Here is an 11994-nt window from a genome sequence, read left to right as displayed (position 1 = left end):
TGTTAATGCGCCGTCCAGCCGCCGTCGACCGGCAGCGCGACGCCCGTAATCGACGCGGCAGCCTCCGTCGACAGGAACACCGTGAGCGCGCCGAGCTCCTCGACCGTGGCGAAGCGCTTGTTCGGCTGTTGCGCCAGCAGCACGTCGCGGATCACCTCATCGCGGGAGATGCCGTGCGCTTTTGCCTGTCCGTCGATCTGCGCCTCGACCAGCGGCGTGTAGACGTAGCCGGGACAGATCGCATTGCAGGTGATGCCTTGCTCGGCGGTCTCCAGCGCCGTGACCTTGGTCAGGCCGAGGATGCCGTGCTTGGCCGCGACATAGGCTGCCTTGAACGGCGAACCGACCAGGCCATGCGCCGAAGCGATGTTGATGATCCGGCCAAAGCCGTTCCGGCGCATCGCAGGCAGCGCAAGCTGCGTGGTGTGGAAGGCCGAGGTCAGGTTGATGGCGAGGATCTGGTCCCACTTGTCGGCCGGAAACTGGTCAAGCGGCGCGACGTGCTGGATGCCGGCATTGTTGACCAGGATGTCGAGCCGGCCGGACCCGGCAGTGGTGGCCGCGATCATCTCGGCGATGGATTTCGGCTTGGTCATGTCGGCCGGCGAATAGCTCGCCTTGACCCCGAACTCGGCCGCGATCTGCTCGCGCGCCCGGCCGATCTCGCTGGCGACACCGAGGCCGTTCAGCACGACATCGGCGCCGGACGCGGCCAATGCCCGCACGATGCCAAGGCCGATGCCGCTGGTCGAGCCGGTGACGAGGGCCACCTTGCCGGCCAGCGCACGTGATGAAGCGGACGATTGCGTCTTGATGGGGATGTTCATGATCCAGACCTCCTTGCACGAACGGCCCGCGTGACGCCGCACCGTTGGGCGAAATCTGCGGCATCGTCCAGCTCCGTGGAAATGCCGGTTGGCTTCCGAATCCATACGCTGGCGCTATTGCGGCCGGGATGTCATTCCCTGCCCCGATCGGATAGGGTCCGGCTGATCTTGCCGGGAGCCGATCCATGGAAATGCACCAGGTCCGCTATTTCCTCGCGGTGGCGCAACTGCTCAATTTCACGCGCGCCGCCGAGGAATGCAACGTCACGCAGCCCTCGCTGACCCGCGCGATCAAGCAGCTCGAGGCCGAGCTCGGCGGCGACTTGTTCCGCCGCGAGCGGCCGGCCGCGCAACTGACCGAGCTCGGCCAGCGCATGCATCCGCTGCTAAAGCAATGCCATGACGCCGCCACCGGCGCGCGCTCGCTCGCCTCCTCGTTCCGAAGCGGGGAGATCGGCGCGCTGCGCATCGCGCTGACGCATTCGATCGATCTGTCCCTGCTCATTCCCCATCTCAACGAGATCAGGCGGCAGTTCAACCGGCTCGAGCTGCGCTTCCTGCGCGGCTCGAGCCGCGAGGTCGGTGACTTCCTGAAGAAGGGCGACGCCGAGCTCGGCATCGCCGCCGAGATCGACGAAGCCTGGGATCGGCTCGACGTCTGGCCCCTGTTCACGGAGACGTTCGAGCTCGTGGTCAGCAAACAGCATCGGCTTGCCGGACGCAGCACCATCGAGCTGGACGATCTTCGTCCGGAGCAATTGCTCAACCGGACCTTCTGCGAGCATTCCCGGCGCATCTCGGCGAGCCTGCGCGAGCACGGCATCGACGTCGAAACCTACGAGATCTCGAGCGAGCACGATATGATCGAGCTGGTGGAGGCCGATATCGGCGTCGCCATGGTGCCACGCACCTCGCCTGTGCCCGCGAGCCTGACGCGCACCGCAGTGGCAGGGCTCGACGCCCGCCGCACCGTCAGCCTCTACGGCGTCGCCGGACGCCAGCGCACGGCCGTGGCCAATGCCGTGATGCGCATGCTGCGCGGCGCAGACTGGCGGGCGATCGCGGGGTAGTCTGGCTTCTCCCTCTCCCCGCGAGCGAGGCGAGGTGAAACTCAGCGCTCCCGGCTCGCGTCTTCGAGCGCCGCAAGCAGATCGTCGATCTCCATGCGCTTGCGGAAGTCGGGATCGACGAATCGCGCCTTCACGATGCCATCGCGCCCGACGACGAACACCGCCGGGATCGGCAGCATCCAGCCATCGTTGCCGTGAAACTTCGCGATATCCTGATACGACAACAGCCCCTGGATCTCGGCGCCGAGCCAGATTGCCAGATTCAGCGAGAGCGCATAGCCGTTGTCGAGATCGGTCAGGATTGGAAACCGTGCGCCGGAGTCCGATTTGAGCTGTTCGGTGTATTCCTGCGTCTCCGGCATGATCGCGACGATCTGCGCGCCCATGGCCTTGATGCGGTCGTGCGCCTGAACCACGGCGCGGACGTTGAGCCGGCAATAGGGGCACCAATGGCCGCGAAAGAACATGACCGCGACCGGGCCGCCTTCCAGCAGCGAGGGCAACGCGACCAGACGTCCGCCCGCGTCGGGCAGCATGAACGGCGGCATCGCATCGCCCGGACGCGGCGCGGTCTCGCCGCCGCCGTTCCCGTTCAATCGCTCCACCAGGCGATCGACCGCAGCACCATAGGCCGGGAAGACCTGGCGGCTTGCGTCCGCATAGGTGCGCAGCTGCTCGTTCAGCGTTCCCTCCATGTCGCGGCACCGCTGGAAGGCAAGCCTCAGTCGCTCGGCATCGGCTGGTGAGAGAGACGTCATCTTCCGCTCCGGCATTCTTCGCGCGAATATTAGTTTCCCGGTCCGGCCGCCCGCAAGAGGTGGCCGTCGGGCATGCCATCGAGCCCCGGAAATCATGTACGCGGAAATGCCGATCTGCAATCGGTTTGATAGCCGGCGCGCATCGCCTCGCCATAGCGCCGGGCTATCGCACCGAAAGCGAAACGGCATTTCAGAAGAGGCGCTGTCTCGACGAAGCTCCTGCCATAGCCGGCGACCAGCGAGGTTGCGGCCAACAGAGGAGACTTCCCCATGTCTAGGCATCACATGTTGTCGCGCGCGGTCTGTCCCGGCCTTGCGGTTCTCGGCACGCTGACCCTTGCGGCGCAGCCCGTGTTTGCCGGCGAATGTCCCGCCGGTAAGATCAAGCCGAATGCGCAACAGATGGTCGACTACAAGCCGGTCGGCGTTACCGACGTCACGCTCGGCGCGATCGACCTCGGCAAGCAGCCGGCACACATCGAAGGCCGCGAGCTGCGCTTCCGCAAGCTGACCATCGCGCCGGGCGGCATCGTGCCCTGGCACAGCCACGACGACCGCCCCGCCCTGATCTTCGTGCAGCAGGGCGAGATCGTCGAATATGCCTCCAACTGCGTCGATCCGATCGTGCACAAGGCCGGCGACATCCGCCCCGAAGTCTACGGCACCTCGCATTGGTGGAAGAACCTCGGCAAGGAGACGGTCATTCTCTATGTCGGCGACGTCCGCAAGGATCCCAACGACCATCACATGTGACGGGCGGTTCCGGCCCCAGCGAACTCGTTCCCGGATGTGGCGTCCGCAAATCCCCATGTCGCAAGGCGGGCCCGGCGCCACATCCTCCACCGGAGATGCCGGTCATGACCGATCTGTCTGCACGGATGAAGCCGGCCACGATGCCGATGGACACGCATTCGCCAGGGCTGGCGCTCCGCTCGCTCGTCATCGGCCTGACCGCCTTCCTGACCGTCGTCGACCTCTTCGCGACACAGGCGATCCTGCCCTCGCTGACGCGCCACTACGGCGTCACGCCGGCGGCGATGGGCTTTGCCGTCAATGCCAGTACCTTCGGCATGGCTGTCGCGAGCCTCGTCGTCGGATTCTTCAGCCCACATATCGACCGCCGCACCGGCATCCTGCTCAGTCTCACGCTTCTCGCGATCCCGACCAGCCTGCTTGCGGTCGCGCCCAATCTCGCCGTCTTTACCGCCCTGCGGGTCGCACAAGGGCTGTGCATGGCATCTGCCTTCGCGCTGACGCTCGCTCATCTCGGCGAGCAATGCAGCGCCATGGACGCCGGCGGCGCCTTCGCAGCCTACATCGCCGGCAACGTCGCCAGCAATCTGGTCGGCCGTCTAATCTCGGCTGCGATCGCCGACGGTCTCGGATTGCAATGGAATTTCTATTTCTTCGCAGCCCTCAACCTCGCCGGCGCGGTGCTGGTCCATTTCACCATCAAGCACGTCCCGCCGATGCACGCGACGATGCCGGCGGGATCGCCCCTCGCCGCCATGATCGCGCATTGGCGCGAGCCGCGGCTGCGCGCGGCCTTCGGCATCGGCTTCTGTATCCTGTTCGCCTTCATCGGCACCTTCACCTTCGTCAATTTCGTGCTGGTCCGGCCGCCGCTGTCGCTCGGCATGATGGATCTCGGCCTCGTCTATTTCGTCTTCCTGCCATCGATCGTCACGACGCTACTGGCTGGCCGGGTGGCATCGCGCCTCGGGACGCGGCCGACAATCTGGGGCTCGCTCGCGGTTGCCGGGACAGGCTTGCCGCTGATGCTGGCACCGCGTCTGGGCGAAGTGCTTACCGGAATGGTTCTGGTCGGCGTCGGCACATTCTTCGCGCAGGCCGCCGCCACCGGCTTCGTCGGACAGGCGGCCAGCGACAACCGCGGCATCGCCAGCGGCACCTATCTCGCGTGCTATTTCTGCGGCGGGCTGGTCGGCACGGCCGTGCTCGGACGGCTGTTCGACAGCTTCGGCTGGCACGCCTGCGTCGCCGGCGTCGGCGTGGCCCTCGCGGCCGCGGCCCTGCTCACGACTGCCTTGAAGCGCTAGCGCTTGGCTTGCGCCTCTTTTGCCGCGATCATGCCCGTGCGCCGGGTCTCCGGCATCACGAATAGAATCAGCAACAACCCCGTCGCGGCGACGCCGGACAGCCCGATGAAGGCGGTGGCATTGCCGAATTTATCGGCGACATAGCCGCCAAGCGACGTGCTGAGCGCCGCACCGATGCCGGTCGCGGTGCCGACGATGCCCTGTGCCAGATTGAAATGCCCGCTGCCGAAGGCGACGTCGGCGACGATCAGCGGGATCATCACTGCGAACACCGCCGCGGTGAGACCGTCAAACACCTGCACCGCGACCAGCAGATAGGGATCGCGCACGGTCGCGAACAACAGGCCGCGAATCGTCAGCGCCGCGAACCCGATCAGCAGCAGCGGGCGCCGGCCCCACGCTTGCGCCTTGCGCCCGACCGTCGGTGACAGCAGCGCCACGATCGCCTGGGGCACCACGATGCAAAACGCGACAAGCACCGTCGCCCACTGGCTCGACCGCGCCGTCACCGCGCTTGCCATCAGCGGCATCATCGCGGCATTCGCCAGCTGCAACAGCAGCACGCTCAGCGCAAAGACGATCAGCGGCCGCTGCCGGATCAGGTGCCAGACATTAGTGTCGCCGGGCAACGGTGCCTCGCGCGGCATCTCGCCGTGACAGCGCGCGATGTCGACCTCTTCCTCGCGGATGCGCGACAGCGCGATCAGGGTCGGTATCGTGAGCAGGAAGGTGACGAGGAACACCGAACGGCTCGACAGCAGGTAGCCTGCCGTGCCCATCACAGCAGCGGCAACGCCGTTGCCGAGGGATGCGAACCGGGCGTTGCGGCCGAGCCGCTCCCCGATCACGAGCGGGCCGACGAGACCAAGGCTGATCGCCGCGATCGCCGGCCCCAGCACGCAGCTCGCGGCCGCATGCAGCGTGGCCGCCGCCACCACCACGGCGAAGATCGGCATCGCCGCGTAGGCGAGCGCGCAACAGCCAATGGTCGCGATCGCGAGGGCTGCGACCAGCCGCTCGGATTTCGCGGCGTCAATGATGGCGCCGCCCGGCATCTGCCCGATCAGTGCGACAATGCCGCCGATCGACAGCACGAAGCCGATCTCGACCTGGGTCCATTTCTGCGTCGTCAGGTAAACCGCAATGAAGGGACCGAACCCGGTCTGCACGTCGGCGAGGAAGAAGATGAACCAATCGAGGCCGCGCAGGCTCTGCCGCGACGGTGCCGGAAGGCTCGCAGGCTGTGGCGCCGCAACGTCGCCCTGTTCGACGCTTCTATCGCGGTCTGCGTGGTTCGGCTTTCTCGACAATAGCACCGGCCGTCATCCCTCCCCCCGCCTCACTGAATCGCTTGCAGCGGTTGCAGGCTGCCGGACGCGCCGAGCACGACCATCGGCGTGTCTTCCTTGTATTCCGGCGCGGCGGCGACCTGCGCCTTGGTCAATTCCAGCGTGATGCTGTCCTTCTTGTTGACGATCTTGCCGAACCGCATCGCATTCCAGTCCACCACGATCCTGCGGCTGCCGACGCCGAGAAAGCCGCCGAAATCAATCACGGCCGCGCGCACATGGCCGGTGCGGTCGACGACGACGTCGACGATGCGGCCCATGTCCTCGTCGGCGGCGCTACGGACGTCGCGGCCAAGCACGCCGTGTGCGTCGCTCGCGCCGATGATGGTCACCGAGGGCGGCGGCGCGGCATCCTTCGGCGTAATGGGCACGGTGGAAGCCGGCGGCTGAGCCGTGGCCGGCGCGTTTGCTTCACTTGGGGGTGTCGTTGGCGACGCGGCGGGCGTCTCCTCCGCGGCGCGCGATGCAGCGACCGTCAATCCCGCGACGATCGCCAAGCTCAGCACCCATGCTCCGATCGTACGCATGTCCCCTCCTCGCGGGCGCCGCTAGCGCGCCAGCACGATCGACACCTGAATCCGGCCGCGCGTCCGCAACACTTCCAGCGCCACGTCGTCGCCGTGGCGGCTGACGCGCAGATCCACGCTGGAATCGCCCAGGCGCAGATCGCGCAGGATCACCTCGTTCAGGAACGACGGCAGATGTGGATTGCGCAGACGGATCTCGCCTCGCGCGACATCGAATTCGATGCCCAGCGCCGCCTCCAGCAGGGTGAACGGCGTCGCGCTGGCCCAGGCCTGCGGCGCGCAGGCAACCGGATAGAGCGTTGGGCCGCGCCGCTTCTCGCGGCGGAAGCCGCAGAACAACTCGGGCAGCCGCCGCAGGTCCATGTAGGTCGCGGCATCGAACAGGCCCTTGAAGACATGCGCGACCGAGTGCTTGAGCCCGTAGTGCGCGAGCCCGAGCGCGATCAGCGCATTGTCGTGCGGCCAGATCGAGCCGTCATGATAGGACATCGGATTGTAGCGCACCTCGCCGACAGCGACGGTGCGGATACCCCAGCCCGAGAAGAAATGCGGCCGCATCAGATCGGCCGCGACGAGGCGGGCGCGGTCCTCACGGATCATGCCGCTGAACAGTACCTGCCCGGCATTGGATGTCCGCACCTTGCAGGGCCGCTTCCTGCCGTCGAGCGCAAGCGCATAGGTCCCGAGCTCCTCGCACCAGAATGCCTTCTCGAAGCGCTCGGCCAACGCCTTGGCATCTGCCTCGAGTTTTCTCGCGAGATCAGGCTTGCCGAGCCGGAGCGCGCAGCGCGCGGCGAGCTGCTTGGCGACAAAGACGTAACCCTGGACCTCCGCCAGCGCGAGATTGCCCTCCGCGAGCTGGCCGTCGGCATGGAAGATCGCGTCGTAGGAGTCCTTCCAGCCCTGGTTGGCGAGGCCCTTTTCGGTGGCGCGTTGATATTCGACGAAGCCGTCATTGTCGGGGTCGCCGGGCCCATCGATCCAGGCAAGCCCCGCCTCGATCGCCGGCCACAGCTCGATCAGCGTGTTCTCGTCGCCGGTCCGCTCGAAATAGCGCCCGGCGAGCATGATGAACAAGGCGGTCGAATCGACGCTGCCGTAATATTGCGCGAACGGCACCTCGCGCAGTGCCGCCATCTCGCCGCCGCGCATCTCATGCAGGATCTTTCCGGGCGCGGCATCGTTGAGCGGATCGATCGCATCCGCCTGAAAATGCGCAAGCCGCCTGAGGACGCCCTTGGCGATCCGCGGATCGACCCACAGCATCTGCAGCGCGGTGATCAGCCCGTCGCGGCCGAAGGTCGTCGAGTACCAGGGAATGCCGGCATAGGGATAACGCCCTTGCGGCGTCTCCGTCATCAGCATGTTCAGGTCGGCCATGGCCTGGCACAACACCTCGTTGAAGATGTTGTTGGAGGTCTCGATGCTGGCCGCCCCCATCGTCGACTGCCGCATCTCGCGGCGATGGGCGAGCAGGCCCCGGAAAAAGCGCGCCGGCTTCTCCGCGATCGGCCGGTTGCAGGACACGGCCACGAACAGCGATTTCGACTCATGCGGGTCGAGTTCGAGCTGCCAAGTCGCGGCATTCACCGACAATTTCGTCGGGCGCGGGTCGAAATGCAAGCCCGTGGTGCGCTCGGCGTCATCAAGGCCGCGGTAGTCGAACAGGACGTCGGTCGGGCCTAACAGCCGGCTCGAACCGATGCCGCGGCGCGGTCGCCGCTCGCCGCGGACCTCGAACAGATCGGCGAAATCATTGTCGAACAGCAGCGTCAACTCGAAGCCGGCCGGCCGGTCACCATGGTTCTGCACGCCGATGCGCTGATAGGCGGTGCCGCGCCACAGGAAGATCGTGCGCACTATGTGCAGCAGGTCCTTTTGCAGCATGAGGCTGCCCTGCCGGTAGATGTCCGGATTGGTGAGATCGACTGTCAGCGCCGAGTTGTCGTCGCGCAGGTTCGAGCCGAGCAACAACGGCTGAAGATCGTCGAGCACGAGTTCGAGCCTCGCAAGATAGCGGGTATCGTAATGGAACAGGCCATCGGGCCCGCCCGCAGACGCGCCGATGTCCCCATGGCTGTCGAGCACGATGAAGGTATCGTCGTGCTTGAGCGAACGCCGCGGCCGCGCCGACGGTCCCGTCATCGGAATATAGAAAGGCTGCTCCGCGACCTGGTCCAAGGTCCGCGTCACGGAGACGAATTGGGTAACGGCTTCAGCCGACATCAGCAGCTCCCCTGCGCTTGTTTCGACACGCAACCGACTCGAACGCGACTGTTGGTTTACGCGGCGGCTTGGGCAAGCCGGCTCATTTCCTGCGTGACCAGCTCGCGATAGGGCCCGTGGCCTTGCATCAGACGCTCGGGTGATCCGTCCTCGATAATCTTACCACCCTTCAACACGACCACACGGTCGAAATTTCGCAGCGTCGCGAGCCGGTGTGCGATCGCGATCACGGTGCGGCCGCGCATCAGGCGCGACAGCGCCTCGCGGATCGCTTCCTCCGACTCGCTGTCGAGCGCGGCGGTGGCCTCGTCCAGCAACAGGATCGGTGCGTCCTTCAGAAAGGCGCGCGCGATCGCGATGCGCTGGCGCTGGCCGCCGGACATCTTCACGCCGCGGTCACCGACCATGGTGTCGAGGCCCTCGGGCAGGCTGTCGATGAAGTCGCAGCGCGCCGCAATTGCCGCGCGCAGCACCTCGTCGTCGGTCGCGGTCGGCCGGCCATAACGGATGTTCTCGCGGATCGACCGATGGAACAGAGAGATGTCCTGCGGCACGACGGAGATCGCCTCGCGCAGACTCTGCTGCGTCACCATGGAAATGTCCTGGCCGTCGATAGTCACGCTGCCCTCGTCCACATCATAGAAGCGCTGAAGCAGCGTGAACAGGGTCGACTTGCCGCCGCCGGACTGGCCGACGAGGCCGACACGCTGGCCGGGCTGCAGGCGCAGGCTGAACCGCTCGAAGATCTTCGCGCCGCCGGGATAGCCGAAGGTGACGTTGTTGAACGCGATCGCGGCGCCGCTCTTCATCAGCGGCTCGGCCGCGGGGTGATCGCGCAGTTCGTGGGGCACCAGGAGCGTTGCGATCGCCTCGGTCAGGCGCGCAACGTGCTGGGTGACATCAACCAGCGCAACCGCAAGATCGCGCGTCGCATTAAGGATAGACAGACCGAGCGTACAGACCAGCACGACGTCGCCGGTGGTCGCCTCGCCCTGCTGCCACAGCGTGATCGCCCAGGCCATCAGCGCCACCGTCAACACGACAGTCACGCCCGCATGCGTGAGCCGCAGCTTCTCCAGATAGCGCAGACTGCGCCCGCGCGCGGTCAGTTCCCGGTTGACCGTGGCGTCAAACCGCTCATGCTCGTGGCCGATGCCGCAGAAGGCGCGCACCAGCGGCATGTTGCTGATGACGTCGATCATCTCGCCGTCGACAACGGCCGCCTTGTCGGCGAAATCGTCATGCAGTGGCTTGCCGGCCGCAGCCAGTCGGAACATCGCGATCACCATGCCTCCGGCGATCACGATCAGGCCGAGTGCCATATAGGGGCTCACGGTTCCAATCAGCGCAATCGCCGCAACCGTGGCGATGCACGGCGGCAACACATTCCAGACGAACATGTTCTCGACGGTGAACACCGCGTTCGACGTCGCCGTGATGCGGCTGGTCAGCATGCCTGGCATGCGATCGGAGAAGTAGCTCGGCGCATGCCCGGTCAGATGACGAAATATGTCACGGCGTAAATCACCCGTGACACGGACGAAGGTGAAGCTCGCGGTCCAGCTCGCGATCCGCCACAGGAAGTTGTCGGCGGCGATCAGCGACATGAGCAGAATGAATGCCAGCCATACGCTCCCGCCATGCGAAGTTCCCGCCGACAGGCCGTCGACCAGGGATTTCACGCCATACTGCGTGCCTACGGAGCAGGCAACGGCTGCAACGACAGCGGTCAGGATCACCAGGTGCGACGCCAAGCGCCGCCGAAGATAGCGCAAGACAAAGGCAAATGGCCTGCGCGCGTATCCAGAAAGATGATCCATGTGATTACCGACCCCGTCATGATGGTTTGTAATTTTTATCTTAGCCGACTGAACATCGACCGCTTCGCCTCGGTTCCCGGGCTGGACCATCACGACATGCGGATGCGGACGATGTGAGAGCAGGACGTGGCATCATCGCGACCGCGCTTGAAGTGTGTCGAAGAAGTAACGTTCGTTGAAGGAACTTCGCAATTGCGAGAACGTTCCCTCATTGGCATGCCGGTGCCGAGACACGGCGGGGGTTTTTTCACGTCCATGATCGCACAGAGGAGATGGTGAGATGCGCATCGCGCAGGTAGCTCCGTTGACGGAGGCTGTTCCACCCAAGCTGTATGGCGGCACCGAGCGGGTGGTGCACTGGTTGACGGAGGAGTTGGTTGCTTTGGGTCACGACGTGACGCTGTTCGCCAGCGGCGACTCCCAGACCTCGGCGAAGCTGGACGCATTGTGGCCGCGGGCCCTGCGCCTCGACGGTTCCGTACGCGATCCCAACGCGCTGCACATGGTGCTCCTGGAGCGCGTGCGGCAGAAATGTGACGACGAGGAGTTCGACTTCCTCCACTTCCATCTCGACTACTATCCGTGGTCGCTGTTCCACCGGCAGCCGACGCCGTTCCTGACCACCCTGCACGGCCGGCTCGACCTTCCGGAGCATCAGCCGGTGTTCAACACCTTCTCGAAAATGCCTGTGATCTCGATCTCGAATGCCCAGCGGCGGCCGGTGCCGCAGGCGAACTGGGTGACGACGATTCATCACGGACTGCCGGAAAATCTGCTGACGCCGAAGCCGGCCAAGCAGGAATACCTCGCCGTGCTCGGCCGCATCGCGCCCGAAAAAGGCGTCGATCGCGCCATCAAGATCGCGACCCATTGCGGCATCCCGCTGAAGATCGCGGCCAAGGTCGATCGCGCCGACCAGGATTACTACGACGAGCTGATCAAGCCGATGATCCAGAACAATCCGCTGGTCGACTTCATCGGCGAGATCAGCGACCACGAGAAGTCGGACTTCCTGAGCGGCGCGCTCGGCCTGTTGTTGCCGATCGACTGGCCGGAGCCGTTCGGCCTCGTGATGATCGAAGCCATGGCCTGCGGCACGCCCGTTGTCGCCTTCAACCGCGGCTCGGTACCGGAGATCATCGACGAGGGCCTCACCGGCTTCGTCGTCGAGGACATCCTCAGCGCTGCCGGCGTCGTCGGCCGCCTTGCGCAGCTCGACCGCGTCGCCATCCGCGGGCACTTCGAGAAGCGCTTCACGGCGCGCCGGATGGCGCTCGACTATCTCGCGGCCTATCGCAGCCTGACCGAGGCGCAGACGCCGCGGATCAAGCTGGTGAGCAGCGCGGAGTAGCGGCAA

The 11994-nt window shown here is 65.6% G+C and carries 11 protein-coding genes; 5 read left to right on the top strand and 6 right to left on the bottom strand.

What is annotated here, in order from left to right; translation table 11 throughout:
* Nucleotides 1-2 precede the first annotated feature (2 nt).
* Complete coding sequence (locus tag QSV46_RS08885; RefSeq protein WP_314949375.1) at nt 3-827, bottom strand: 3-hydroxybutyrate dehydrogenase; 825 nt, start codon at nt 825-827, stop codon at nt 3-5.
* A gap of 185 nt (nt 828-1012) precedes the next feature.
* Here QSV46_RS08885 and QSV46_RS08880 point away from each other — a divergent pair, with 185 nt between their 5' ends.
* A complete protein-coding gene (locus tag QSV46_RS08880) occupies nt 1013-1897 on the top strand; it encodes a LysR family transcriptional regulator (protein ID WP_314949374.1) in 885 nt (294 codons plus the stop codon).
* Nucleotides 1898-1938: 41 nt separating this feature from the next.
* Here the strand turns inward: QSV46_RS08880 and QSV46_RS08875 are convergent, their stop codons facing one another.
* Nucleotides 1939-2655 (bottom strand): peroxiredoxin-like family protein, encoded by a 717-nt coding sequence (locus QSV46_RS08875; protein WP_314949373.1) that lies wholly within the window; start codon nt 2653-2655, stop codon nt 1939-1941.
* A 270-nt stretch (nt 2656-2925) separates the two neighbouring features.
* Between QSV46_RS08875 and QSV46_RS08870 the strand changes: the two genes are divergently transcribed.
* Nucleotides 2926-3408 (top strand): cupin domain-containing protein, encoded by a 483-nt coding sequence (locus QSV46_RS08870; RefSeq protein ID WP_314949371.1) that lies wholly within the window; start codon nt 2926-2928, stop codon nt 3406-3408.
* A 104-nt stretch (nt 3409-3512) separates the two neighbouring features.
* The gene (locus QSV46_RS08865) at nt 3513-4715 is read left to right on the top strand and encodes an MFS transporter (RefSeq protein ID WP_314949369.1); all 1203 of its coding nucleotides are present in this window, start codon (nt 3513-3515) and stop codon (nt 4713-4715) included.
* Here QSV46_RS08865 and QSV46_RS08860 read toward each other — a convergent pair.
* From QSV46_RS08860 to QSV46_RS08845, 4 genes are read right to left on the bottom strand one after another with little or no spacing between them, the layout of a single operon-like run.
* Nucleotides 4712-6031 carry an MFS transporter gene (locus QSV46_RS08860; protein WP_314949367.1) on the bottom strand — a complete coding sequence of 440 codons (1320 nt, stop codon included), beginning with the start codon at nt 6029-6031 and terminating at the stop codon, nt 4712-4714. The genes QSV46_RS08865 and QSV46_RS08860 overlap by 4 nt on opposite strands.
* A gap of 23 nt (nt 6032-6054) precedes the next feature.
* Nucleotides 6055-6591 carry a PRC-barrel domain-containing protein gene (locus QSV46_RS08855; protein WP_314949366.1) on the bottom strand — a complete coding sequence of 179 codons (537 nt, stop codon included), beginning with the start codon at nt 6589-6591 and terminating at the stop codon, nt 6055-6057.
* Between the two features lie 21 nt (nt 6592-6612).
* A complete protein-coding gene (locus QSV46_RS08850; RefSeq protein WP_314949364.1) occupies nt 6613-8817 on the bottom strand; it encodes an amylo-alpha-1,6-glucosidase in 2205 nt (734 codons plus the stop codon).
* 56 nt (nt 8818-8873) lie between these two features.
* The gene (locus QSV46_RS08845; protein ID WP_314949363.1) at nt 8874-10637 is read right to left on the bottom strand and encodes an ABC transporter ATP-binding protein; all 1764 of its coding nucleotides are present in this window, start codon (nt 10635-10637) and stop codon (nt 8874-8876) included.
* Here QSV46_RS08845 and QSV46_RS08840 point away from each other — a divergent pair.
* On the top strand, nt 10560-10754 hold the full coding sequence (locus QSV46_RS08840; protein ID WP_314949995.1) for a hypothetical protein: 195 nt from the start codon (nt 10560-10562) through the stop codon (nt 10752-10754). The two genes, QSV46_RS08845 and QSV46_RS08840, sit on opposite strands and share 78 nt — an antisense overlap.
* A 163-nt stretch (nt 10755-10917) precedes the next feature.
* On the top strand, nt 10918-11988 hold the full coding sequence (locus tag QSV46_RS08835) for a glycosyltransferase family 4 protein (RefSeq protein ID WP_314949361.1): 1071 nt from the start codon (nt 10918-10920) through the stop codon (nt 11986-11988).
* Nucleotides 11989-11994 lie beyond the last annotated feature (6 nt).

The organism is Bradyrhizobium cosmicum (assembly GCF_032290525.1).
Classification (GTDB): Bacteria; Pseudomonadota; Alphaproteobacteria; order Rhizobiales; family Xanthobacteraceae; genus Bradyrhizobium; species Bradyrhizobium cosmicum_A.
The sequence above is the reverse complement of the archived record's forward strand: the minus strand, read 5'-3'. Positions and strand labels throughout refer to the sequence as shown.